Origin of the sequence: Streptomyces sp. Y7, from assembly GCF_043195415.1 — a bacterium.
GTDB lineage: Bacteria > Actinomycetota > Actinomycetes > Streptomycetales > Streptomycetaceae > Streptomyces.
Map to the genome: position 1 here is coordinate 590,512 of NZ_JBIDDQ010000001.1, position 23,404 is coordinate 613,915.

Sequence of the window (23,404 nt, forward strand, 5' to 3'; positions counted from 1 at the left end):
CCTCTTCCCCAAGGCAATTGAGTTCGCCTCCGCAGGGCGATTCGTTCACCGAGAGAGTCGGAGCCACCCATGACCACGGACCATCTCCCCGAGCCCGTAGTGCGGTTCGAGGGCGTCAGCAAACAATTCGATTCCGACGTGCGCGCTCTCGACGAGGTGTCGTTGAGTGTGCGCGCCGGGGAGATGGTCGTGCTGCTCGGGCTTTCCGGATCCGGCAAGTCGACCCTGCTGCGCCATGTCGACGGCCTCCAGCAGGCGAGCAACGGCACGGTCACCGTCCTCGGTACGGACGTGGGCCGCGCCAAAGGGGCGGAACTGCGCCGGCTCCGGCGTCGTATCGGCTTCGTCTTCCAGCAGTTCCATCTCGTCGGCAGCCTCACGGTGCTGGAGAACGTGTGCACCGGCGCACTCGGCCGGCTGCGCGGCCCCCGGCTGGGGCTGCTCACCTATCCGCGGACGGTGCGGCGCGAGGCGCTGCGCCATCTGGAACGCGTGGGTCTGCTGGACCAGGCCTTCCAGCGCGCGGACACCCTCTCCGGCGGCCAGCAGCAGCGCGTCGCCGTCGCCCGGGCCCTGATGCAGCGCCCCGAGATCCTGCTCGCCGACGAGCCGGTGGCCTCTCTCGACCCCGAGTCGTCGGCGCAGATCATGCGACTCATCAAGGAGATCGGCGAGGAGGAACGGCTCACCGTGCTGTGCAGCCTGCACCAGGTCGACCTGGCGCTCTCCTGGGGCGACCGGATCATCGGCCTGCGGGCCGGCCGGGTCCTGATGGACAGCCCCGTGCCCGGTCTGACGCGGGACGAAGTGATGTCCGTGTACGCACGTCTGGGTGCCGTGGCCCCGGCGGTACTCGCGGCGACGGCGGGCTGAGCCGGTGACCGTGTCGACCGCGCCCGCTCCGACTCCGCCCTCCCCCACCTCGGCGCAGGGCCCCGCCGAGGCACCCCGGACGGTGCCGCGGCCCCGCGCAGGAGGGATCGCCGCGCTGCTCGTCATGGCCGCGCTCGCCGGTTTCGCCTGCTGGTCCTTCGCCGACCTCCGGCTCAACGCCGCCACCCTCGTGGACAGTGCCGCCAACGCGGCGGACTTCGCCGGGCGGATGTTCCCGCTCGACTTCCCGCCCGCCCTCGAACTGCTGCGGCTGTGCGGGCAGACGATGGCCGTGGTGGTGTGCGCGACGCTGCTGTCGGTGCTGCTCAGCGTCCCGGTGGCGGTCGTGGCCGCCGGCAACACCACCCCGCACCCGAGCGCCCGGTTCGCCGCGCGCGGGGTCATCGTGCTGGCCCGGGCCGTGCCGGACGTGGTGCTGGCGATCATCTTCTTCCGGGTCTTCGGGCTCGGTGCGCTGACCGGTGTGCTCGCCATGGGTCTGCACTCCGTCGGCATGGTCGGCAAGATGTACGCCGACGCCATCGAGCAGATCGACGAGGGTCCGCGCACCGCCGTACGCGCCACCGGCGCCGGTCGCCTCCAGCAGCTGGTCTCCGGGGTGCTGCCGCAGGTGCTGCCCTCGCTGGTCGCCAACGCCCTGCACCGGCTGGACATCAACCTCCGGATCTCGGTCGTCCTCGGCTTCGTCGGCGTGAACGGACTCGGCTTCGAGATCGCCGGAGCCCTGAACGCCCTGGACTACCGGCGGGGCATGGCGCTCGCGCTGGTCGTGCTGGCGCTGTGCGTCCTGGTGGAGCTGCTCTCGGGCGCCATTCGCCGGGCGCTGCTGCGGACAGCGGACGGGGGTGGGCGGACGCGGAGCCAGAAGGGCGCCGTCCCACCTGCCGGAAAGCCCGCGCTCACCGCGGTGCCGCCGACGCCGGGAGCCGAAGGCAGGTCGGGCGACGGCGTCCGCCGGCCGGAGTCGCCCCGCATCAGCCCGCCCTGGAACCCCCGCCGCCTGCGCCGCACGGCCTACGCGGCCGTCACCGTCCTGACCGCGGCCGCCTCCGTGTGGGGCGCGGGTCTCGCGCCGGAGCAGTTCTTCGGGGCGCTCGGCGACATCGGCCGTACGCTCGGGCTGTTCTGGCCGCCGGAGACCGGCGGGATCATGCCGGATCTGCTGGCCGATCTGTTCGTCACCATCAAGATCGCCTTCGCGGCGACCCTCATCGGCGCGGTGCTGGCGCTGCCCGTCGGCGCGCTGGCGGCCCGCAACGTCGCCCCGTCACCCGCCACGGCCACCGCGTTCCGGGTCGTGGTGGTGCTGGTCCGCGGCGTTCCTGAACTCGTCCTCGCCATCGTCTTCGTGGTGATCACCGGCCTCGGCGCGGTGGCGGGCGCGCTCGCCCTGGGAGTCGGCGCGGTGGGGCTGCTCGGCAAGCTCGTCGCCGACTCGCTGGAGGAGGTCGACCCGGGAGTCGAGGCCGCGGTGCGGGCCACGGGTGCCGGACGTCTGCAGGTGTTCTGTTCGGCGACACTTCCGCAGGCGGCGCCGGCGTTCGTCGGGCACGTCCTCTACCAGCTCGACGTCAACATCCGCTCCGCCACCCTGCTCGGCATCGTCGGCGCCGGCGGCATCGGCTTCGACCTCCTCAACGCGGCGCGGGTACTGGACTTCGGGGTCGTCACCACCGTGCTGCTGATGGTGTTCGCCACCGTCCTCACCGTGGAACTGCTCGCGGTGTGGCTGCGCCGGGTCGTGCGCTGACGGACGCCTTGGACGGTGCGCTGAGGACACCTTGGATCGTGCGCTGACGGCCGCCTGCCGCCGACAGGTGTGACTCTCCGCCGTCAGCCGGGCGATACGGTCGCCTCATGGCTGACGTGCGGTTGACGACCTCCTCCTACCTCGTACTCGGGATCATCGACAAGCTGGGTGAGGCGAGCGCGTACGACGTGAAGGGGGAGGCGGCACGGACGGTGGCGCCGTTCTGGTCGGTGCCGCACGCGCAGGTGTACGCGCAGTGCGACCGGCTGCTGGAGGCGGGACTCCTGGCGCAGGTACGGCAGGAGAGCGGGCGCAACCGCAGGGTGCTGGCGCTGACGGACAAGGGGCGCGCCGCCCTTCGGGAATGGCTCGGGGACCCGGAGTTCGTGCCCGTGGAGGCGAGGGAACGCGGCATCCTCAAGCTGTGGTTCGGGGGCCGGCCGGACGTGCTGGCCCCCGTCCAGGTGGACGAGCACCGGCGCACCCTGCGGTCGTACCAGGAACTCGCCGACGAGGTGGGGGAGTTGCTGACCCCCGGGCAGCGCGAGGCGCTGGAGTTCGGGATCCGGTACGAGCGGATGATGGTCGACTTCTGGGCCTGGGTGCGGCAGCGGGGGGACCGCACGTCCACGGATTCCTGACGATTTCCGACCGCCACGGACCGTTGACCTCTGCATGGGGTCCCTCTACCTTCTCGATAGTCCAGCCTGGACTATCGGTTCGGCCGTGCAGCGGCCAGGAGCAGGAGATCGCCGTGGGCCGTCCGACGAGCAGTACCTGGCGCCGCGGCGCCATGATCGCGGTGACCGTCATGTGCGTCGCGTACGCGCCGGTCGCGATGACCGAACTGTGGCCGTACGCGAGCCCCGGCGCACCCGCGTTCGGCGAGTGGCTGATGTCCCAGCTCGTCTCACCGCGCTATGTCGCGGACGCGCTGGCCACCCGCATCGAGCCGTACCGGCACAGCCTGGTGCCGATGATCGTGCACTCGGTGCTCGGCGGCCTGCTGATGCTCCTGGGGCCCGCGCAGCTGCTCACGGCGGCCCGGCGGCGGATGCGGCTGCACCGCGTGCTCGGCGTGGTGTTCGCGGTGACGGTGTACGCCTCGATGGCGGGCGCCGGACTGTACCTGGCGCGCACCGCGCCCGAGGACGCGTTCAGCGGGGCGGCGTTCTGGATCGTGCTCGCCACCATCCTGGTGGGCACCGTGCTGAGCGTGACCTTCGGCATCCTCGCCGCCGTCGGCGGGTTCCCGGACCTGCACCAGCGCTGGATGCTGCTCTGCTACGGGTTTCTGCTGACCGCTCCCCTGCTGCGCCTGGAGTGGGGCGGTCTGCCGCTGCTGTTGCCGGGCCTGTCGATGGCGGAGATCAACCAGGTGGCGATCATGCATCTGGGGTCGGTGGTCGCTTTCGGCGCGCTCATCGCCTCGCGCTCGCTCGACCGGCGCGCGGAGGTCGACGGGGTGTCGGGGTCGTGGGCCCCGCTGCCGGTGCTGGCCGCCGCCCACTTGGCCGGCGCCGCCGCTCTGGCCTGGATCGTGTACGGCTACCTGGACTTCGGGACGGTCGGGCAGCGCCTGCTGGCCGGCTATCTGCTGCCGTACGCCGTCACCTACGCCGTCATGGCCGTCAGCGCGCGGCGTGCCGCGCGGCAGGGGCGCACCTGGGCCCGTGAGGAGTGGCGGCTGCACCTGGCGGCTCTGTGTCTGGCCCCCGTGCTGTCGGCCGGCGCGACCCCGGTCTTCGAGCGCACCCTCGGGCTCGACCACCACACGGCTCTGGCCGCCGGCCTCGCCGTCGGCTGCGGCGTCCTCGCCACGGCGGCGACCGCGGTGGTGAGCCTGCGCGTGATGTACGCCCGCGAGGTGCGCAGCCGTTCGACCGCGGCGCCCACCTCCTCGGCCTCCCGCATCTCGTCCCCCGTCTCCTGACCGACAGCCACCTCGACTCTTCCGGGTCCGCTGAGCGAGGGCCACCGCATCTCGCCCCCGCCCCTGACCGACAGCCACCGCATCTCGTCCCAGTCCCCGACCGACAGCCACCGCATCTCGCCTCCGCCCCTGACCTACGGCCACCGCATCTCGCCCCAGTCCCTGATCGACGGCCGCCTCGACCCGTCCGGGTCCCCCGGGCGAGGGCCACCTCGACTCGTCCCCGCCCCTGACCGACAGCCACCTCTCAACCGCCCGCCGCCGCGGTGGGCGGTCTCCGGTCCGACGTACGCGCCCAGGCCCCCGCCCGGAAACGGAATCCTCATGACACAGGCAGCCGACGTCCCCTCCCCCACCGTCTCCGACGGACGCCCGCTCACCGCCGGCGTCGCCATGCTGGCCATCGCGGTGGCGGTGACCAGCCTTCTCGTCGGCGGACTCCTCGCGGCGGTGAGCCTCACCGGCCATGTCTTCGGCGCCTGGCCCTCCCCCGAGTCGGTCAACCCCGGCCTGGTCGGCGCCGCCATGCTGGGCACCGCGCCGGCCCTGTTCGCGGTCGGCCGGGCGCGGCACTGGGAGGAAGCGCGCACCCTGCTCCACCCCACGGCCGTCGTCCTGGTCGGCCTGTTCACCGTGACCCTGCTCAACGCCGGCGGCCTCTACCTCGCCGAGGGCGGCCCCGTCCTGTCCGTCCTGTTCAGCCTGGGCTGGATCTTCGTCCTGGGCCTGCTCTGCGTGTGGGCCGTGATCGCACTGGCTCTGCAGCACCGCGTCCCCGCGCAGCACCGCGTCCCCGCCCCCGCCCGCCAGCGGCGTGGCGCGTCCGTCGCGCCGCTGCCCGGCTGGTCGAAACCGCCCCTGGCCGTACTGGGTTCGGCCTGGCTGGGCATCGGCACCGGCCTGCTGATCCGGCCCGGCTTCTGGGCCGACTTCATTCCCTGGCACACCAACCGCCTCGACGCGCAGGCGCTCGGCGTCTGGGCTCTGGCCCTCGGGGTCGGTGTCCTCGGCTCCCTCGCCGAGGACGACCTGACGCGCACCCGCCCGGCCCTGCTCGCCCTGCCCGGCACCGCTGCCGCCATGACCGTCGTCCTGGCCGCCCGCGCCGCCCACATCGAGTGGGGCTCCGGCCCGGCCATCGGCCTCGTCTGCATGGTGGCGGGCCTGCTGTGCGCGGGCGTGAGCGGACATGTCCTGCTGCGCGGGTCCGCCGCTCCCCGCGACTGACGCGACGTGGCGCGGGCGGTCGACACCGCCTCGTACCCCGCGAGTGGGACGACTCCGGTGGCGGACTCATCCGCACGGCGGGCAGGATCCCGACCCGTGACCGACGTGTGCGGGACGGGTGTTGAGCAGGATCGGTCGTGGCGGAGCGGAGGTTTCCGCGTTCCGCGGCTTCTGTTCCACGACCCCTCGACGGGAGTTCCACCATGCCCTGGTCCAAGCTGCCCCACCGCTCCGTCACGTTCCTCACCGCGACCGCCGTGCCGGCGGCGACCGCGGGGATCGCCTCGGCGTCGACGGCACCCGCGTCCGCACCTGACAGGACCGCGCGGGCCTCGGCCTCGCCCGGAACCCTCGTCTCCAGCCTCAAGGGCCGCGGCCGCATGGACTACCCCGACCCCGGCCACGACATCCGGGTCACCGTCGACGCCCACGCCACCTTCAAGGGCGAGGGCTGGACCGAGCCCGACCGGGCGTGGGGCACCTTCCGCATCTTCCACCGCATGCCGGCGGCCGCCGGCGAGCCCGCACCGGTCAATTGGGGCGACTTCGAGGTGGACTGCCTGACCAGCGGCGGCCCCACCGCCACCGTGACCGGACGGCTCGTGCGCACCGGAGGCAACGTCGGCGCCTGGGACGACTACCTGAAGCGGCATGTCCGCATGGGGATCAGCTTCTACGTGAGTGGGGGCGAGGGCAGCGGCCCCAGCCGCATCGGACTCTCCGGAGGCACGGAGGCCGACGAGCCACTGCTGAGCACGTGCATGGCACCTGCCGCAGGCTCCAAAGTCATCGAGGGCGGCTACCGCCTGACCGACAAGACACCCGCCTAGGCGCGGCGCCCCGGCACCGGTCCCGGACCTCGGGGCGCGGCTCGAAACCGGCTGACCTGTAGGTGGCGACGGCGCGTGCATTCGAGCTCGCCGCGCGGACGACCGCGCTCGACGCCCCCACCTCACGAAGTGCTGCCGCCGCTGCGACAGTGATCGCACCCCGCCGCACCATGGAATCCAAGGCAGAAAGCCGTTTCGAACCGCAAAACAACTGACACGGCTGTTCACACTCCCGGTCGGAGGCGTTGGTCGGCTGCAAGTTGTCCGGACGACTCGGCCGACCAGAGTTCCTCATGTGAGTGCGACCAGGTATCTGGACATCGCGGAGCAGTTGTCCGCCGAGCTGGCCGAGTGCCCCCGCGGCACCCGGGTCGCCAGCGAGGCTGAGATCGCCCGGCGGTTCGGCGTGGGCCGGGCCGCCGCACGGGCGGCCGTGCAGGAGTTGGAACGCCGTTTCGTCGTCCGCAGGACCCAGGGGTCCGGCACGTATGTCAACCGGCGCATCGACTACGTCATCTCGCGCAGCGCTCCGCCGTCGTGGTCCGCGACGATCTCGGCCGCCGGCGCCACACCTCGTGCCCTGGTCAAGTCGGTGCGCAGGATCCCCCTGCCCGCCTTTCTGGCGGACCGGTTCGAGCGGCCCGCCGGCACGCCCGTGCACGAGGTGGAGCGTGAGTTCTACATCGACGACCTCCTCGCCTCCTGGGTCCATGAGTGGATCCCGGTGGACGAGGTGCCCGACCTGGATCTGGCGCTGCACGCCGTCGACTCCGTCGACCTGGTGCTGCGCCAGATGGTGCGGGTGCGGCCGACACGGGCCTGGTGCCGGGTCAGCATCGACGTCCCGCCGGCGGAGGTCCTGCGCGCCCTGCGCGTGGAGAGCAGCCTGCCGGCGTGGCTGGTCGAGAGCGTCAGCCGCGACGAGGCGGCCGGCAACGTCCTGATGTGCAGCCGGACCTGGACCCGCGCCGACGCCGTGCGCGTCGTGGTCGAGCTCGACGAACCGGCCGCCGGCGACGAGAGCACGGCATCGCGGAGCGCTCCGGTGCCACAGCAAGCGATCACCGCAAGGAACTGGGAGTAGTGGTGACACAAGAGTTGAGCAGGGAGCAACGCTGTGCCCTGCTGGCCGAGGCCGACAGGGCCGAACTGATCGAACTGGCCGACGCCTGCATCGCCGACGGCGCCCAGGTACGGGTCCTGGTGGCGCCGGAGGTGGGCTGTGTGACGGCGCAGGTGCGCGAACCGGTCCTGGAGCAGCGTTTCCTGCTCGGTGACGTCCTGGCCTGCCGGGCGGAGGTCGAGCTCGGCGGGCATCGCGGCTGGGCCATGCGCCTCGGTGACGACCGTGCGGCCGTGCTGGCCGCCGCGGTGCTCGACGCCGAGGTGGAGGCCGGGCGCCCGCGGGCCGCCGACGTCGACCTGCTGTGCGAGCGGGTCGCGGGGCGCCGGGAGCTTCGGGAGAGCCAGGAGTGGGCGGAACTCGCCCCGACCGTCGTCGAGTTCGAGGAGCTGACGTGACCGCCGTCGAGACCATGCCGAGCCCCGTCGGGGCCCCGGGGACCGCGGAACTGGTGCGGGCGGCCAAGCTGCGCCCCGCGCAGGCCCAGGGCGTCTACCGCGCGGTGCTCGACGCCCTCGCGCGGCCGGGTACCGTGACCCGCTTCCCCGCGGACGCGCCCGCCGAGGTGCCGCCCGCGCTGCTGCCCGTCCTCGCGCTCGCCGACCTGGGCACCGGCGTCTGCGTCCTGGAGGCGGACGGCGCCGCGCGCTGGTCGGACGTGGTGAGCGTGGCGACCAACTCCCCCGTGGTGCCGCTGGAGAAGGCCCGCCTCGCGGCCGCCGTACGGCCCGTCGCCGCGGCGGAGATCCTGCGGCCGGCCCGGGGCTCGGCCGACGCGCCCGAGGACGGCGCCGTGCTGTGCCTGCCGGTGACCGACCTGGAAGGCGGACCGGGCGTCTGGCGGCTGTCCGGCCCCGGTGTCCCGGGCGAGCGGGAGGTGGCCCCGCAGGGGCTCCCGGCCGGGTTCGTGGAGGCGCGCGCGGAGGCGGTCGGAGGCTTCCCCGCGGGGGTCGATCTGCTGCTGGCCGCACCCGACGGCCGCCTGATGGGGCTGCCGCGCAGCACCACCGTCACCGTCGTCGCCGATGGCATGTCCGAGGAGGAGAGCTGATGGGGTACTCGGGAGCACGCGGAGGGCTGGAGGCGATTCTCGCCGCCGAGGACCTCGTCCGCCGCAAGCGTGACCACGCGCCCGCGCCCTGGGCGTCGACCGAGCAGATCACCGCACGGTTCCGGCTGGCCGTGGACCGGGTGATGGGCGAGGCCGGGCTGTACGACGAGCCGACCGCGGCCGACGCCTTCCGGCAGGCCGAGGGCGACACGCTGGAGGCCTCGCACCTGCTGCGCGCCCAGCGGTCCACCCTGCCGAGGCTGGCGGTCAGCGAGCCCGTCGACCCGGGCGAGATGACCGTGCTGCGCCGTATCGTGCCGGCGTTCCGCGAGCCCGACGGCCCGCAACTCCTCGGCCGTACCTCCGACTACACGGGCCGGCTCCTGGAGCGGCCCGAGGGACCGCCGGAGGCCGAGCGGTCCGAGGCCGAGGACACCGTGGGCGTCGCCGAGCGCACGCGGGAGCAGCGCAGTCCGCGCCGGTTCCTCGACCTGCTGCGCAAGTGGGAACTGGTCGCGGAGGGCCGCGGCGGCGACGATCCGGAGCCGCACGACATCACCCGCAGGCCGGCCCGGCCGCCCGCCGACCGGTCCGCCGTGCTGGCCGCCATGGCGCGCGCCGAGTCGGGCGCGCTGATGGCCCTGTGGTACCGCTCGATCCTCGGGCCGGACGGCGACGTGCACGAGATCACCCTCGGTGAGCTGCGGCACGGCCGTCTGCCGCTGCGGGTGCGCCACCCGTACACCGGAAACCCCGTCGCCGTCGGCGAGTTCCGGGTCACCGAGGCGGAGGCCATCGAGGACCTGGACGGCGCGGACGAGGACCGGACCCGCTTCGACATCGGCTACGGCCTGTGCTTCGGCCACAACGAGCGCAAGGCGATCGCGATGGCCAACCTGGACGTCGCCAACCGCCGGTTCGGCCGCAGCGGGCCGCTGGAGCAGTTGCTGCTGCTCACCCTCGACGGCCTCGACTCGGGCGGCTTCCTGGAGCACCTGAAGCTCCCCCACTACGTCACGTTCCGCTCGATGGTCGAGCGCAAGCAGGCCATGCGGGCCGCCGCCGACGCGGGCGAGGACCCGCCGGCCCGGGCCGCCGAGCCCGCTGGAAAGGACTGCCGATGAGTACGGCACACCAGGCCACCGTCAGTGCGCTCGTCGCCGAGGCCGACGCGGGCCGCCCGCCCGCCGGGATCCTCGACGAGGACGCCAAGCGGGAGATCCGCCGGGCCTCCCTCGCCGCGGTCTGCGTACCCGGCTACCAGGTCCCCTTCGGCTCGCGGGAGATGCCGGTCGCGCGCGGCTGGGGCTCGGGCGGCCTCCAGGTCACCCTGGGGGTCATCGGGGCCGGCGACACGGTGAAGGTGATCGACCAGGGCGACGACGCCGGAGTCAACGCCACCAATCTGCGCCGGATGATCGCGCGGACCACCGGGTGCGAGGAGTCCGCCGACACCCGGGAGGCGACGGTCGTCCAGACCCGGCACCGCATCCCCGAGGAGGCCCTGGGCGAGGGGCACGTGCTGGTCTACCAGGTGCCGGTGCCCGAACCGCTGCGCGGAGTGCAGAAGTCGGTGGCCGAATGCGCGCGGATGCACGCCGAGGGCGACTACTCCGCGATGTGGGTCAGCCTGTACGAGGACATCGTCCGCAACGGCATGATCACCGCGAGCACCGGCTACCCGGTGCTGGTGGGCGGCCGCTATGTGATGGCCACCAGCCCCATCCCCCGCTGGGACGTGCCGCGCCTCCACCGGGCCGAGCACCTCAACCTCTTCGGCGCGGGCCGCGAGAAGCGGATCTACGCGGTGCCTCCGCACACCGAGGTCACACCGCTGACCTTCGACGACGTGCCTTTCGAGGTCGAGCACGAGCCCGGCGGGCGCTGCAGGTTCTGCGGCAGCGACGACGTCTATCTCGTCAACGCCGGGACCGAGGGCGCCTTCGCGTGCAGCGACACCGAGTGGTGCGCGCGGGTCCAGGCGGGGGACGCCGACACCGTCGCCCACCGGGAACGCGCGCCGCTCGCCCTGCTGCCCGACCCGGGAGCCCGTGCGGGACGTCGTGCGACGCCCGTGGCCTCGCGGGCGACCGCGGACGGCGCCCCCGCACCCAGCCGCAGGTCCCCTTCCGCGGGCCCCGAATGGGCCCTACGCGTCGACGGCATCGGCAAGGTGCACGGCGCGGGCGGGGCCGCGGCCGTACCCGGTACGGGTCCCGAGCACGGCACCGCGATCAGCCCGTCCACCGGCGCCGTGGTCGCCGCCTGGGACGTCTCCTTCGACGTGGCACCGGGTGAAGCCCTGGGCCTCATCGGCGAGTCGGGCTCCGGCAAGTCCACCGTCCTGCGCTGCGTCATCGGCGACGAACCGGCCACCGCCGGCCGGGTCCACCTCGCCACGGTGGACGGCGGCGCCTCCGAGGTGCTCGCGCTGCCCGCGCCCGTACGGCGGCGGCTGCGCGTCGACTCGATGGCCGTGGTCTACCAGGACCCGGCCGCCGGACTGGATCTGCGGGTCTCCGCGGGCGGCAACATCGCGGAGCGGCTGACGGCCGCGGGCTGGCGCGGCTACCACGCCATCCGGCGCCGCGCGGCGGAGCTGCTCGACCGGGTCGAGGTGCCGCTGTCCCGCATGGACGACCCCGTGCACACCTTCTCCGGCGGTATGCGCCAGCGCGTGCAGATCGCCAAGGCCCTGGCCACCGAGCCGCCCGTGCTGCTGCTCGACGAACCCACCACCGGACTCGACGCCTCCGTCGCCGCCGGTGTGCTCGACCTGCTGCGCAGCCTGCTCGCCGAGCGGGACGTCGCCGCCGTGGTCGTCAGCCACGACTTCTCCGTGATCGAGGCGCTGACCGACCGCACGCTCGTCATGCAGACCGGCCGGGTCGTCGAACGGGGCCTGACCGACCAGCTCTTCCACGATCCCCACCACCCCTACACCCAGCGGCTCGTCGCCGCCGCCCGGAGGTGAGCCCGGTGAGCACATCCGAAGCCCAGGACGCCGTACTGTCCGTACGCGCCCTGTACAAGTCCTTCACCCTGCACAGCATCGACGGCCGGACCGTGCCGTCGCTGCACGGCGTCGACCTCGACGTGGCGACCGGTGAGCACGTCGCCCTCGCGGGGCCCAGCGGGGCGGGCAAGTCGTCGCTGCTGCGCTGCGTGTACCGCACGTACCTGCCGGACTCCGGATCCGTACGGCTGCGTACGGCGGCCGGGCCGGTGGAGCTGACCACGCTGGCCGACCGGGAGATGGCCCGGCTGCGGGGCCGGGAGTTCGGCTATGTCTCGCAGTTCCTCGCCGCTCCGCCGCGCACCGGCCCGCTGGAGGTGGTCGCCGCGACCGCCCGGCGGCGCGGGCTCGACCGGGGCGAGGCGCGCGAGGCCGCGGCGGACGCGCTGCGCCGCCTGAACCTCGACGAGACGCTCTGGGACGTCGACTGCAGTGTCCTGTCCGGCGGTGAGCGCCAGCGGGTGAACCTGGCGGCGGGCACGGTGCAGCCGCCGCGGCTGCTGCTCCTCGACGAGCCGGTGTCCGCGCTGGACCCGGCCAACCGGGAGGCGGCGCTGGAGCTGATCGACGCACTGGCGGGGCAGGGCGTCGCCGTCCTCGCCGTCTTCCACGACATGGACGCCATACGGCAGTTGGCGTCGCGGGTGGTGTTCGTCAGGGACGGCCGGATCGCGCGCCAGGGCGCACCGGCGGAGATGCTGGAGGCGGCGGCATGAGCACGGGACTGGCGAGCAGGGAGCAGGCCGAGGCGCCCGCGCAGGGCTGGACACTGGGCGGTCCGCCCGCGGACTACGTGCTCGGGCACGTCCGGGCGGTGCTGCCCGACCGGGTGCTCGACGACGCCCTCGTCGCGGTGCGGGACGGCAGGATCGCCGCCGTCGAACCGCACCCGGCCGGGCTGGAGGCCGATGTCGACGGCCAGGGCATGCTGTGCCTGCCCGGGCTCGTGGACGTGCACAGCGACGGGCTGGAGAAGGAGCAGCTGCCCCGGCCGGGGGCGGAACTGCCCCTGGAATTCGCCCTGTTGTCCTTCGAGGGCAAGCTGCGCGCGGCCGGTGTGACGACCGCGTTCCACGGCGCGGCGTTCGAGGAGAGCGGCGGGCGCGGGATGCGCCGGACGCTGGAGAACGCGCGCCGGATCTGTGCGGCGGTCGCGGCCCGGGGCGACGACGGGCTGGTGGAGCACCGCGTCCTGCACCGCCTGGACGTGCGCTGCCCCGAGGGCCTGGCCGGGCTGCGGCAGCGGCTGGCGGAGATCGGGGACACGGCCGACGGGCCGGTCCTGGTGTCGCACGAGGACCACACCCCGGGTCAGGGCCAGTACGCGGACCGCGCCTACTACGAGCGTTACCTCGTCGGCACCCGCGGCGTCACCGAGGAAGCGGCGCGGGCCTACGTCGACCGGCTGATCGTGGACCGCGACGGCCGCCTCGACGTCCGCGAGGAGGCGCTGGAGTGGCTCGGCGAGCAGGCCCGCGCGGGCCGGATCCGGCTGCTCGGCCACGACCCCAGCTCACCGCGCGAGATCGAGGAGCTGTGCGCACGGGGCGGCTCCGTCGCGGAGTTCCCCACCACCACGGCCGCGGCGAAGGCCGCCCGTGAGCACGGCATGCCGGTCGTGATGGGCGCGCCCAACGTCCTGCGCGGCCACTCCCACAACGGCAACGCCTCCGGCCGCGAGCTGGTCGCCGGCGGCCTGGTCACCGCGCTCGCCTCGGACTATCTGCCCTCGGGGCTGCTCGGGGCGGCGCTGCTGCTCGCCGAGGAGGGACTGGCGTCGCTGCCCGAGGCGGTGGGTCTGGTCACCGGCGGCGCCGCCGACGTCGCCGGGCTCCGGGACCGTGGCCGGCTGGAGGCGGGGCTGCGGGCGGACCTGGTGCTGGCGGAGCCGGGACGCCCCTGGCCGGTCGTGGCGGCGGTGCTGCGCGCGGCGTCCGGGGGTGAGGCGGCGTGAGCGGCTCCTTCTCCGCGGGCGGGCCGGTCCCCGGAAGCGGCCGTATCCCGTGGCCGGTGCCGGAACCGCACCTGCCTTCCGGCGTCCACCCGGCGCTGGCCGCGGCGACGCGGGCGGCGGTGACCGCCTTCCGGAGCGCGCGCGAGACGTACGACCGGGCGCAACTGGCCGAGAAGGTCCAGGAAGGCGCGGACGGAACGCCGACGATGCGGCTGGACATCCTGGTGGACACCGCGCTCGCCGAGGTCGTGGACGCCCACCGGATCAACCTGCTGAGCGAGGAACTCGGGCACATCGACAACGGTTCCGCCGTCACCCTCGTCACCGACCCGGTCGACGGCACGGCGAACGCCGCCGCGGGCGTCCCGCTGTCCGCCTTCGCGGGCGTCATCGCGCTGGACGGGGTGCCGACGGAGGCGCTGACCTGCTGGCTGGACACGGGCCGCTGCTGGCACACGGTGGCCGGGCAGCCGTCGCCGTACCGCACGAACGGCCGTACGGAACTGGACGGTGCCGCGGTCAGTCTGCTCCGTCCCCAGCCGCGCATCGCCGAGGCGTGGTGGCGGGTGGCGACGCGGGCCGCCCGGATCCGCATCCTGTCGACGAGTTGCCTGGAGGCGGCGCTGGTGGCCGAGGGCTCGACGGACGCCTTCGCCGACGCCGGCTCCGACACGCACCGGATCGTGGATCTGGCCGCCGCGATGGTGACGGTGCCGGCGGCGGGCGGCGCGGTGATCGATGTGCACGGCCGCCCGCTGGAGATCGACCCCGACCTGACCCGGCGCTGGTCGGGCGTGGTGGCGGCGACGCCGCAGCTCGCCGAGGAACTGGCGGAGACCATCCGCGGAACGGAGGAACGATGACGTCCCCTGACTCTCACCACCCGCTGACCGGTGAGGAGTTGACGGCGCTGGTCGACGGGCTCGCGGGCCTGCCGTACGACGGTGAGGCCGTCGACCAGCGGACGCACGCGCTCCAGACGGCGTGGCTGGCGACGGAGGCGGGCGCGGACGACGAGCTGGTGGTCGCGGCGGCGCTGCACGACATCGGCCGCGCCCGCGCCGTGCGAGCCGAGCACCCGGGGCTCCCGCACGAGTTGGCGGGCGCGGCGTTCGCCCGGCGCCGGCTGAGCGAGCGGGCGGCGTGGGTCATCGCGCAGCACGTGCCGGCCAAGCGCTATCTGGTGGCGACGGACGCGGCGTACCACGCCCTGCTCAGCCCGGTGTCCGTCGCGTCGCTGAAGGTCCAGGGCGGCCCGATGGACGAGCGCGAAGTGGCCGAGTTCGCGGCCCATCCGCTGGCCGCGGAGGCGGTGGCGCTGCGTCGCTGGGACGACGCGGCGAAGGACCCGGACGGCCCGTTGCTGCCGCTGCCGGCCCTGCTGGGGGCGCACGCCCGCTGTGTCGCCGCGCGGGAGGTCTGACGGGTGGCGCGGAGCGGGCGGGCCGGTCGGCCGGTCGGCCCGCTCCGCGCTCATCGAGTGGGGACCTCAAGTCGCGCTGTGCCGCAGCCTGTCGAGTGGGACTTGCCGCGCATGCCGCAGCCTGTCGAGTGGGACTTGCCGCGTATGCCGCAGCCTGTCGAGTGGGACTTGCCGCGTATGCCGCGGCCTGTCGAGTGGGCCCATGAGGCCGAACGCAGGGGCTCCCTGCGGGCAGCGGCGCCGCCACCGCCCCGCACGCGTACGCCCCCTGCGTGCGCGCGCTCGCCCCTCAACTGCCGCCGGAGCGGCGGCGCATCCGGATCACCGGTGCGACGGCGGTCAGCATGGCGGCCACCACCAGCACCACGGGCAGTACGCCCGCCCACTCGGGCGCCTTCCGGAGCAGCAGCATGGAGGTCCCCGCTCCCACCATCAGCGCGCCCAGCTGGGCGGGCACCCAGCGGTTCGCGCGGCCCGCTCCCACGCCCCGCACGATGAACGTGGCGAGGGTGCCGGTCAGATACGTGGTCGGTGACGCGGCCCGGCCGGCCGCCACCATGGCCGCCGACTGGACTCCCATCGTGGCGGCGGCTCCGAACTGCAAGGCGTCCCGGGCCGTTTGCCCCGGTGTTCCGTGCAGGGCGGCCCAGGTCACCGCGCCCACGGCCAGTACGACCGCCTCGCCGGCCAGGCAGAACATCACCGGCGGCGGCCAACGCGTACCCGTCTCCACGCTCCTTCGGGTGAGCCGGGCCGTCACGCCGGCGCCGAGGGCGAAGCCCGTCAGCGCGAGCACCGCCGCGGTGACGCCCGTCTCCTGTCCCCGGCCGATCGCCATCCCGAGCAGGGCGAGGTTGCTCGTCATGACTCCGGCGAAGACGTGTTTGAGGGCGATGAAGGAGATGGTCTCCACCGCCCCGGACGCGGCCACCAGAAGGACGAGGGCGAGGTGCAGCGCCACCCCTGGTTCCGTGGGGGGCCGTACCGGGCGCTCACCGGCCCGCCCTCGGCGCTTGTCACTCACAGTGCCCGAGGATAACTATCCGTACGCGGCTACCCGTAGATCGTCCCCGGCGCGTCCGGCAGCCTCTCGCGCAGCCGTTGAGCCTCCCGGAAGAGGCGGTTGGTGTGGTGCGCGAGGACACCGCCCAGCAGCAGCTCGGGGGCGTAGAAGGAACGTGCCGCGTCGGCCACCCGACGTGCGGTCAGGTCGATCTGGACGACCCCGGTGGCGCGGATGTCGTCGATCGAGCTGGCCCAGACGACGCGTCGCAGGTTCGCCCACGCCATCGCGCTCATGCACATCGAGCACGGCTCGCCCGTGGTGTAGAGGGTGGCGTCGGCCCAGCCCTGGTTCCCCTGCCGGCGCACGTAGTCGTTCATGGCGACCACCTCGCCGTGCAACAGCGGGCTGTCCGTTCCCGTGTTGACCCCGCTCCCCAGGATCTCGCCGGTGCGGGTGTGCGCGATCACCGCACCGAACGGCCACTTGGGGTTCCGGTGTGCCTGCTCGACGGCCAGCCACATGAACCGCTCGTGCCCGGCGCCGGTCGGCCGTTCCGTCGCGGCGCCCGCCCCGGCGCCGGGCTCGGGGAGGGCGTGCCCCCGCTGGAGCATGTCCTGCGGCAGCGCGAGCGGCGCCGCGGCGCCCGAGAGCACGACTGCGCACCTGCCGAGGAACTGAGGCCTGCCCGCATCCATGTGCTTCTCCTCGCCCGACACCGTTGGCTCCACGACGTGAGTGGATCATCACAGATGGTGTCCAGGGTGTGGCGCTCCCATGCTTCCGGCGAGCCGGGAGGCCGGTGCGCCCGACCGGGCATGGCGCAAGTGGCCCTCAGCCGGCGCCCCGGACGGCCGCGAGGCACTGGTCGTAGAGGTCGGCCAGGTCGAGTCGTCCGTCATGCCTGACCCACACCTCGGACGCCGTGTCGACGCAGGCGAAGACCGTCGCGACGATCGCCTTGGCGCGGGGGTCCGCACTCGGTTCGGCGGAGGTGCCGGCGGCGAGCCTTTTCCGGACGACCGGGACGAGTTCGGCCTGCCAGCGCAGCCGTTTCTCGATGTAGCGGGCATGCAGGGACGGCGTGTCGAAGATGAGGCGGGACAACTCCAGGACCCGCTCCGGGGTGTGACGTGCCGTCAGGACGACCTCGAATCCGGCACGCAGGGCGTCCCAGGCGGAGACGTCGGCGGGCTGCTGCTCGACGGTCTGCCGCAGGAGTTCGCCCAGCGCGTCCTGGTCACCGCAGACCAGGTCCTCCTTGGTGCCGAAGTAGCGGAACAGGGAGCGTTGCGAGATCCCCGCTTCCCGCGCGATCTGGGCGATCGTCGTCCGCTCGTAGCCCTGCTCGGTGAACAGACGGACCGCCGTGTCCAGGATCGCCTCGACGGCCACCTGCCGCGAGCGGTCCCACAAGGTCGTCATGGGCGTCAGGCTACCTCCTCTGGACAGCGACCGCCTACTTGGCATTAACTGCCAGCTAGGCAGCAACTGAAAGTGGGGCATGCGATGTCAGCCGTCGACTATCACGGACAGACCACATTGATCACCGGCGCCAGTGCCGGTCTGGGCGCCGAGTTCGCGCGCCACCTCGCCGCTCGCGGCTCCGACCTCGTACTGGTCGCCCGCCGCATGGACCGCCTGGAGGAACTGGCCGCCGAACTGCGGGCGGCCCACGGGGTCCGGGTCCACGTGGTGGAGATGGACCTGGCCGCGGACCACCCGGGGCAGAGGCTGGCGGCGCGGGTGGAGCAGCTCGGCCTGCAGGTCACGAGTGTGATCAACAACGCCGGGTTCGCCACGTTCGGCCCGTTCCACCAGGCCGACCCCGAGCGGCTGCGCAAGGAGATCGCCGTCGATGTGACGGCGGTCGCCGACATCAGCCGCGCCTTCATCGAGCCGCTGCGCACGGCGGGGCGCGGGGTGCTGGTCAACGTGGCGAGCATGGCCGCGTACCAGCCCAACCCGCGCATGGCTCTCTACGGCGCGACGAAGGCGTTCGTCCTGAGCCTGACCGAGGCCCTGTGGGAGGAGTCGCGCGGTTCGGGCCTGCGGGTGCTGGCCCTCTCCCCCGGCGCCACCCGGACCGAGTTCTTCGACGTCGTGGGCACCATGCAGGCGGCCGGAGGAAGCCGTCTCGCCTCACCCGCCGACGTCGTCCGCACCGCGCTGACCGCCCTCGACCGACGCAACCCGCCCCCCAGCGTCATCGCCGGCCGGCTGAACCGAACGATGGCGTTCCTCGCCCGCCGCCTGGCCAGTCGACGCCAGGTGATCCGGGTCATCGGGCGGCTCACCGCTCAGGGGGCATGACGGTCGGCGGGAACGCCCCGGCCGTCACGGGGGCGCGGCGGGTCGGTGGTGTCCGTGCCTCGCCGCGCGGACACGCCGCTCCGCGGCGCCTCTGCGTCCCTGATCCACATGCCCTACCCCCCACTCGGGCTTAGCGTTCTTGATATGGGCGTTAGGTTCTGCGCCGCATGACCAGGGCCGGTGAGACGCCAGGTGCAGCTGATCCGCTCGATGAGGCCCTTGCTGCGGCTGTACACCGCACCGGTGCCAGGTACGGGGGCGTCTACGTACTGGACCCGGCCGAGGAAGTGCTGGGGCTCATCGCGCTGTGCGGGATACCGATCGACGCCTTCGCGCCCTGGTGGCGCACCGCGTACGCCGCCCACGGTCCGGCCCAGGACTCGGTGCGCACCGAGCGGATCGTCTGGGTGAGTTCCCTCGAGGAGCTGGCGCGGCGCTACCCGCGCGTGGCGGCGAGCCTCCCCTACGAGATCGCGTTCGCGCTCGTCCCGCTCAGAGGGGTCCGGCACTGCCGGGGCACGATGCTGCTGCTGTGGGGCCCCGACCGGTCCCCGCGTCTCGGTCCCCGTGAGCGCGGACGACTGGCCTCCGCCGCTCGGCGGCTCACCCGGGTGCTGAACGCGGCATCCTCCCCTCCCGACATCCCGGACCGGCCTCGCTTCGTGCGCCCCCACCGCCCGGACACGAGCGCCCAGTCCGCACACGAGGCGGCCACCCTCGTCGAACGGCTCCCCGTCGGCACACTCTCCCTCGACCACGCGGGACGCATCACCTACGTCAACGCCGCCGCGGCGAGCCTGCTGGGCAGCCCCGCGAAGCAGTTGCTGGGGACCGAGCCGTGGATGTCGCTGCCGTGGCTCGACAACATCGCGTACATGGACGCGTACCGCATCGCGATGAGCAGCCGTGAGTCGCTGAGTCTGACCGTCCTGCGCCCACCGGACCAGTGGCTCGACCTGCGGCTCCACGCGGACGACACCGGGACCAGCATCCTGGTCACGCCCGACCACTCGTCCAGGCCCATCGGTACCCGGCCCGCCTCCACCGGCGCCCCGCCGGACAGCCGTATCCATCTCCTGATGGGCCTGGCCGCCGCACTGACGGAGACCGTCGGCGTCCAGGACGTCGTGGATCTGGTCGGCGACCAGATCCTGCCCGTCTTCGGCGCCCACGGGATGATCATGTCGACCGCGGACGCCGGCCGTATCCGGATCATCGGGTACCGCGGCTACGAGCCGCACCTCATCGACCAGTTCGACGGCCTGCCCACGGACGCCGACCTCACACCCGCCGGCCACGCGCTGGCCACCGGCGCGTCCTCGTTCTTCGCCGACCGCGACGAGCTGGACCGCCTCTATCCGAAGGCGCCGCAGCTCAGCGACAAACAGGCCTGGGCGTTCCTGCCGCTGCTCAGCTCGGGACGCCCCATCGGCTGTCTTCTCCTGGCCTACAACCACCCGCACCCGTTCCCGGTCGCCGAGCGTTCCATCCTCACGCCGCTCGCCGGTCTCATCGCCCAGGCGCTGGACCGGGCGCGTCTGTACGACGCCAAGCACGGGCTCGCGCTCGCCCTTCAGCAGACCCTGCTGCCCCAGTCCCTGCCCAGCGTCACCGGTCTCGAGGTCGCCGCCCGCTACTTCCCGGCCGGGCAGGGCATGAACATCGGCGGCGACTTCTACGACCTCATCCGCCTGACCGGCACCACCGCCGCGGCGGTCATCGGAGACGTGCAGGGACACGACATGATGGCGGCCGCCCTCATGGGCCAGGTCCGGATGGCCGTCCACTCCCACGCCACGGCCGGAGCCGCGCCCGACGAGGTCCTCATCCGCACGGACCGCGACCTCACCGACCTCAACGCCAGCCGTTTCGTCTCCTGCCTCTACGCCCACCTCGACCTCGCCCGGCACGAGGTGTCCCTCGCCAGCGCCGGGCACCCTCCCCCGCTGCTGCGGCACGCCGACCACCGGGCCCAGGTCGTCGACATCAGTCCCGGTCCCCCGCTCGGCATCGGCGCGGGCGTCCCCTCGTACCCCGTCACCAGGCTGCCCCTGCCTCCCGAGACGCTCCTCGCCCTCTACACCGACGGCCTGGTCGAGGATCCCGGCACCGACATCACCCGGACCATCGACGACCTCGCCCGCCACCTCGGCGAGTCCGGCGACCTTCCGCTGCACCAGCTCGCCGACAGCCTGGTCCGCCACACCCGCCGGACCAACCAGCCCATCGACGACATCGCCCTGCTCCTGCTCCAGCCCAATCGCCTCGCCGAGTCGTGAGCGACGGGGGCCGGCGGGAGGCGCCGGGGCCGGGCGCTCAGGGCAGGATCGCATCGACGTATCCGCCGTCCACCCGCAGCGCGCCTCCCGTGGTGGCCGAGGCCTGGTCGGAGCTGAGGTAGACCACCATGTGCGCGATCTCCTCCGGTTCGATCAGCCGTTGCAGCAGGCTCTGCGGCCGGTGCCGGCGCATGAAGGCGCGCTGGGCCTCGTCCCAGGGCAGGTCGCGGTCGACCAGTTCGCGGACGAAGTCCTCCACGCCGCCCGTGTGGGTGGGCCCGGCGATGACGGAGTTCACCGTCACCCCCGTGCCGGCGGCCTGCTTGGCGAATCCCCGGCTGACCGCGAGGAGCGCCGTCTTGGACATGCCGTAGTGGATCATCTCGGCCGGCGTGACGATCGCCGAGTCGCTGGCGATGTACTGCACCCGGCCCCAGCCGCGCCCGGTCATGCCCGGAAGGTACATCCGCGTCAGCCGTACGGCGGAGAGCACGTTCACCTCGAAGTAGCGGCGCCACTCCTCGTCGCTGATCTCCAGGGGATCGGCGGCGCCGAAGACGCCGAGGTTGTTCACGAGGATGTCGACGTCCGGGAGCATCTCGGCGACCTGGTCCGCGCCCTCCTGCGTGGTCACGTCGGCAGCCACCGGCACCCATGTGGCGCCCGGCACCTCCTTGGCCAGTCCGGCGACGCTCTGCTCCACACGCTCGGGACTGCGGCCGTTGACGCCCACGCGGGCACCCGCACGGGCGAGTCCCGCGGCGATCGCCGCACCGATGCCCTGAGTGGATCCGGTGACCAGCGCGGTGCGCCCCTTCAGATCGATCTGCATGCCCAAGCAGCCCCTTTCGCGTGCGATCGCACGGGTGGATGTGCTTCCTGGGTACCCGGGAGATCGCATGCATACGCGCTCTACAGGCAGACGCCGTCATTCTCCGTACGCGCCTCATTGCCCCCGTGGCACGGAACGAGCCGAATGGCCCTTCGCGAACGTGCAGGCTGCCGTGCCCGGTGCTGCAATGTCTCAGGACACCGTTCCTCCCGCGGTGGCACGGGCGTTCGACGCCCGGTGAGGCAGGCGACCGGGTCCGACACCACGCTTGAGGAGTGGCCATGCACCAGGAGACGGGAGCGTGGGGCCGGAGAGCGGCCCCGGGACGGCGGCGGACACAGGAGGAACGGGGCCGTGCCTGACGCGGGGTCCGCGGCCGCGCCGGCTGCCCGTACCCAGCCGGAGGAGGCCGACCGGCTGCGTGAACTGCTGCGGAGCCCGGCCTACCAGAAGGCCCTCGTCCTCTGCGCGCTGATCGGTGTCCCGGTCTCCCTGATCGCGTTCTGGTTCCTGGCCGCCGTGCACGAGCTGGAGCACGCCCTGTGGGCCGATCTGCCCTCGGAGTGGGGATGGGACACACCGCCCTGGTGGTGGCCGTTCCCGCTGCTGGCGGTCGCCGGTGTCGCCGTCGGTCTCGTGGTCAAGTACCTGCCGGGCGCCGGCGGCCATGTCCCCGCCGCCGGTCTGCACGCTCCGGGGCAGGGCGCGTCGGCGCTGCCGGGGGTCGTGATCGCGGCCTTCGCCAGCCTGCCGCTCGGCGCCACCCTCGGCCCCGAAGCCCCCTTGATCGCGCTCGGCAGCGGTCTGGCCCTGCTCTTCGGGCAGTTGGCGCGCGCCCCGGTGACACCGAAGAGCACCCCGCTGCTCGCGGCCGCCGGTGCCGCCGCGGCGCTTCCGGCGATCTTCGGCAACCCGCTGATCGGTGCGGTGCTCCTCATCGAGGTGGCCGGAGTCGGCGGCCCGCAACTGTTCGCCGTCATGCTGCCGGCGCTGCTGTCCAGCGGCATCGGCTCGCTCGTGTTCACCGGGTTCGGCCGCTGGACCGGCCTTTCGACCGGCAGTCTGTCGCTGGACCTGAGCGAGCCGACACCCCGGCTCGACACCGGGGACGTGTTCTGGTCCGTGCTGATGGCCGTCGCGATCGGCGTCGTCCTGCACCTGGTCATGAACACCGGGCGTCTGACAGCGCTGTTCGTCTCGCAGCGGAGAATCGTCCGTACGACGGCCTGCGCGCTGGCCGCCGGAGCGTGCGCGGCGGTGTACACGCTGATCACCGACCGGTCGCCGGTGGACGTGGCGTCGTCCGGCCAGTCCACGCTGGGCCAGTTGGCCCAGGACCCCCACTCCTGGGGCGTCGGCGCGCTGATCGCCGTACTGCTGTTCAAGGCCGTGGCGTACGCGCTGTGCCTGGGGAGCCTGCGCGGTGGCCCGATCTTTCCTGCGCTCTTCCTGGGGGGCGCGGCCGGCGTGCTGCTCGCGCCGCTGCCCGGGCTGGGCGTCGTGCCCGGACTGGCGGCGGGCATGGCGGCCGCGGCCGCCGCGGCGCTGCGGCTGCCCGTGAGCAGTGCGGTGCTGGTGGTCCTGGTGATGGGGAGTGCCGCGATGACTCCGGTGGTGATGCTGTCGGCCGTGGTGGCCTTCGTGACGGTCCAGATGCTGCCGCCGGGCCCGGCCGTGCCCGTGCCGGGCCGGCCGACGCAACCGCCGCCCGAACGGCCCTCCGTCACGCCGGGCGACCGCCCCGAAACCACCTGACCGTCCGAGGGGCCGGGGGTG

Annotated in this window: 22 protein-coding genes and 1 pseudogene; 18 read left to right on the plus strand and 5 right to left on the minus strand. The window is 73.4% G+C overall.

The window, feature by feature from the left end; genetic code table 11:
* Nucleotides 1-69: 69 nt before the first annotated feature.
* From phnC to ACGFW6_RS02430, 6 genes are all read left to right on the plus strand, one after another.
* Complete coding sequence (gene phnC, locus ACGFW6_RS02405; protein ID WP_393503716.1) at nt 70-873, plus strand: phosphonate ABC transporter ATP-binding protein; 804 nt, start codon at nt 70-72, stop codon at nt 871-873.
* A 4-nt stretch (nt 874-877) separates the two neighbouring features.
* A complete protein-coding gene (gene phnE, locus ACGFW6_RS02410; protein ID WP_393503719.1) occupies nt 878-2,644 on the plus strand; it encodes a phosphonate ABC transporter, permease protein PhnE in 1,767 nt (588 codons plus the stop codon).
* A 107-nt stretch (nt 2,645-2,751) separates the two neighbouring features.
* On the plus strand, nt 2,752-3,285 hold the full coding sequence (locus ACGFW6_RS02415) for a PadR family transcriptional regulator (protein ID WP_393503722.1): 534 nt from the start codon (nt 2,752-2,754) through the stop codon (nt 3,283-3,285).
* 113 nt (nt 3,286-3,398) lie between these two features.
* Nucleotides 3,399-4,577: a DUF2306 domain-containing protein gene (locus tag ACGFW6_RS02420; protein WP_393503724.1), complete on the plus strand. Its 1,179-nt coding sequence runs from the start codon at nt 3,399-3,401 to the stop codon at nt 4,575-4,577.
* Between the two features lie 324 nt (nt 4,578-4,901).
* Nucleotides 4,902-5,804: a hypothetical protein gene (locus ACGFW6_RS02425; RefSeq protein ID WP_393503727.1), complete on the plus strand. Its 903-nt coding sequence runs from the start codon at nt 4,902-4,904 to the stop codon at nt 5,802-5,804.
* 203 nt (nt 5,805-6,007) lie between these two features.
* Nucleotides 6,008-6,634 carry a hypothetical protein gene (locus ACGFW6_RS02430; RefSeq protein WP_393503730.1) on the plus strand — a complete coding sequence of 209 codons (627 nt, stop codon included), beginning with the start codon at nt 6,008-6,010 and terminating at the stop codon, nt 6,632-6,634.
* Here the strand turns inward: ACGFW6_RS02430 and ACGFW6_RS02435 are convergent.
* Nucleotides 6,591-6,791, minus strand: a pseudogene (locus ACGFW6_RS02435) (hypothetical protein); the annotation flags it as partial. The gene ACGFW6_RS02430 and the pseudogene ACGFW6_RS02435 overlap by 44 nt on opposite strands.
* Before the next feature lie 138 nt (nt 6,792-6,929).
* On the opposite strand from ACGFW6_RS02435, the gene ACGFW6_RS02440 reads away from it, so the two are divergent.
* Genes ACGFW6_RS02440 through ACGFW6_RS02480 form a run of 9 tightly spaced genes read left to right on the plus strand, consistent with a single transcriptional unit; the run spans nt 6,930 to nt 15,201 of the window.
* Nucleotides 6,930-7,718, plus strand: a complete 789-nt coding sequence (locus ACGFW6_RS02440) for a GntR family transcriptional regulator (RefSeq protein WP_393503733.1) — start codon at nt 6,930-6,932, stop codon at nt 7,716-7,718.
* 2 nt (nt 7,719-7,720) lie between these two features.
* Entirely contained in the window at nt 7,721-8,155 is a 435-nt protein-coding gene (locus ACGFW6_RS02445; protein ID WP_393503736.1) for a phosphonate C-P lyase system protein PhnG, read from the plus strand.
* Complete coding sequence (gene phnH / locus ACGFW6_RS02450; RefSeq protein ID WP_393503739.1) at nt 8,152-8,808, plus strand: phosphonate C-P lyase system protein PhnH; 657 nt, start codon at nt 8,152-8,154, stop codon at nt 8,806-8,808. The genes ACGFW6_RS02445 and phnH overlap by 4 nt, the downstream gene beginning before the upstream one ends.
* Complete coding sequence (locus ACGFW6_RS02455) at nt 8,808-9,932, plus strand: carbon-phosphorus lyase complex subunit PhnI (protein WP_393503742.1); 1,125 nt, start codon at nt 8,808-8,810, stop codon at nt 9,930-9,932. The genes phnH and ACGFW6_RS02455 overlap by 1 nt, the downstream gene beginning before the upstream one ends.
* Complete coding sequence (locus tag ACGFW6_RS02460; RefSeq protein ID WP_393503745.1) at nt 9,929-11,782, plus strand: alpha-D-ribose 1-methylphosphonate 5-phosphate C-P-lyase PhnJ; 1,854 nt, start codon at nt 9,929-9,931, stop codon at nt 11,780-11,782. Before ACGFW6_RS02455 ends, ACGFW6_RS02460 begins: the two co-directional genes overlap by 4 nt.
* 5 nt (nt 11,783-11,787) lie before the next feature.
* A complete protein-coding gene (locus ACGFW6_RS02465; RefSeq protein WP_393503747.1) occupies nt 11,788-12,540 on the plus strand; it encodes a phosphonate C-P lyase system protein PhnL in 753 nt (250 codons plus the stop codon).
* A complete protein-coding gene (locus ACGFW6_RS02470; protein WP_393503750.1) occupies nt 12,537-13,778 on the plus strand; it encodes an alpha-D-ribose 1-methylphosphonate 5-triphosphate diphosphatase in 1,242 nt (413 codons plus the stop codon). The genes ACGFW6_RS02465 and ACGFW6_RS02470 overlap by 4 nt, the downstream gene beginning before the upstream one ends.
* The gene (locus ACGFW6_RS02475; RefSeq protein WP_393503753.1) at nt 13,775-14,641 is read left to right on the plus strand and encodes an inositol monophosphatase family protein; all 867 of its coding nucleotides are present in this window, start codon (nt 13,775-13,777) and stop codon (nt 14,639-14,641) included. Before ACGFW6_RS02470 ends, ACGFW6_RS02475 begins: the two co-directional genes overlap by 4 nt.
* Nucleotides 14,638-15,201 (plus strand): HD domain-containing protein, encoded by a 564-nt coding sequence (locus tag ACGFW6_RS02480; protein WP_393503756.1) that lies wholly within the window; start codon nt 14,638-14,640, stop codon nt 15,199-15,201. The genes ACGFW6_RS02475 and ACGFW6_RS02480 overlap by 4 nt, the downstream gene beginning before the upstream one ends.
* A gap of 289 nt (nt 15,202-15,490) precedes the next feature.
* Here ACGFW6_RS02480 and ACGFW6_RS02485 read toward each other — a convergent pair whose 3' ends face one another.
* From ACGFW6_RS02485 to ACGFW6_RS02495, 3 genes are all read right to left on the minus strand, one after another.
* Nucleotides 15,491-16,225 (minus strand): DUF1275 family protein, encoded by a 735-nt coding sequence (locus ACGFW6_RS02485; protein WP_393503759.1) that lies wholly within the window; start codon nt 16,223-16,225, stop codon nt 15,491-15,493.
* Between the two features lie 29 nt (nt 16,226-16,254).
* Nucleotides 16,255-16,902: a nucleoside deaminase gene (locus tag ACGFW6_RS02490; protein WP_393503762.1), complete on the minus strand. Its 648-nt coding sequence runs from the start codon at nt 16,900-16,902 to the stop codon at nt 16,255-16,257.
* Nucleotides 16,903-17,038: 136 nt separating this feature from the next.
* Nucleotides 17,039-17,629, minus strand: a complete 591-nt coding sequence (locus ACGFW6_RS02495; RefSeq protein ID WP_393503765.1) for a TetR/AcrR family transcriptional regulator — start codon at nt 17,627-17,629, stop codon at nt 17,039-17,041.
* Between the two features lie 84 nt (nt 17,630-17,713).
* Between ACGFW6_RS02495 and ACGFW6_RS02500 the strand changes: the two genes are divergently transcribed.
* Complete coding sequence (locus ACGFW6_RS02500) at nt 17,714-18,517, plus strand: SDR family NAD(P)-dependent oxidoreductase (RefSeq protein WP_393503768.1); 804 nt, start codon at nt 17,714-17,716, stop codon at nt 18,515-18,517.
* Nucleotides 18,518-18,684: 167 nt separating this feature from the next.
* Nucleotides 18,685-20,796 (plus strand): SpoIIE family protein phosphatase, encoded by a 2,112-nt coding sequence (locus tag ACGFW6_RS02505; RefSeq protein WP_393503770.1) that lies wholly within the window; start codon nt 18,685-18,687, stop codon nt 20,794-20,796.
* A gap of 37 nt (nt 20,797-20,833) precedes the next feature.
* Here ACGFW6_RS02505 and ACGFW6_RS02510 read toward each other — a convergent pair whose 3' ends face one another.
* Nucleotides 20,834-21,628 carry an SDR family NAD(P)-dependent oxidoreductase gene (locus tag ACGFW6_RS02510; protein ID WP_393503773.1) on the minus strand — a complete coding sequence of 265 codons (795 nt, stop codon included), beginning with the start codon at nt 21,626-21,628 and terminating at the stop codon, nt 20,834-20,836.
* A 354-nt stretch (nt 21,629-21,982) separates the two neighbouring features.
* Between ACGFW6_RS02510 and ACGFW6_RS02515 the strand changes: the two genes are divergently transcribed.
* On the plus strand, nt 21,983-23,383 hold the full coding sequence (locus tag ACGFW6_RS02515; protein WP_393503776.1) for a chloride channel protein: 1,401 nt from the start codon (nt 21,983-21,985) through the stop codon (nt 23,381-23,383).
* Nucleotides 23,384-23,404 lie beyond the last annotated feature (21 nt).

Bases quoted from the DNA above. Each gene is read 5' to 3' on its own strand.
- phnC (WP_393503716.1), top strand. From the start codon at position 70: ATGACCACGGACCATCTCCCCGAGCCCGTAGTGCGGTTCGAGGGCGTC.
- ACGFW6_RS02415 (WP_393503722.1), top strand. From the start codon at position 2,752: ATGGCTGACGTGCGGTTGACGACCTCCTCCTACCTCGTACTCGGGATC.
- ACGFW6_RS02425 (WP_393503727.1), top strand. From the start codon at position 4,902: ATGACACAGGCAGCCGACGTCCCCTCCCCCACCGTCTCCGACGGACGC.
- ACGFW6_RS02430 (WP_393503730.1), top strand. From the start codon at position 6,008: ATGCCCTGGTCCAAGCTGCCCCACCGCTCCGTCACGTTCCTCACCGCG.
- ACGFW6_RS02455 (WP_393503742.1), top strand. From the start codon at position 8,808: ATGGGGTACTCGGGAGCACGCGGAGGGCTGGAGGCGATTCTCGCCGCC.
- ACGFW6_RS02460 (WP_393503745.1), top strand. From the start codon at position 9,929: ATGAGTACGGCACACCAGGCCACCGTCAGTGCGCTCGTCGCCGAGGCC.
- ACGFW6_RS02470 (WP_393503750.1), top strand. From the start codon at position 12,537: ATGAGCACGGGACTGGCGAGCAGGGAGCAGGCCGAGGCGCCCGCGCAG.
- ACGFW6_RS02480 (WP_393503756.1), top strand. From the start codon at position 14,638: ATGACGTCCCCTGACTCTCACCACCCGCTGACCGGTGAGGAGTTGACG.
- ACGFW6_RS02490 (WP_393503762.1), bottom strand. From the start codon at position 16,902: ATGGATGCGGGCAGGCCTCAGTTCCTCGGCAGGTGCGCAGTCGTGCTC.
- ACGFW6_RS02495 (WP_393503765.1), bottom strand. From the start codon at position 17,629: ATGACGACCTTGTGGGACCGCTCGCGGCAGGTGGCCGTCGAGGCGATC.
- ACGFW6_RS02500 (WP_393503768.1), top strand. From the start codon at position 17,714: ATGTCAGCCGTCGACTATCACGGACAGACCACATTGATCACCGGCGCC.
- ACGFW6_RS02505 (WP_393503770.1), top strand. From the start codon at position 18,685: ATGACCAGGGCCGGTGAGACGCCAGGTGCAGCTGATCCGCTCGATGAG.
- ACGFW6_RS02510 (WP_393503773.1), bottom strand. From the start codon at position 21,628: ATGCAGATCGATCTGAAGGGGCGCACCGCGCTGGTCACCGGATCCACT.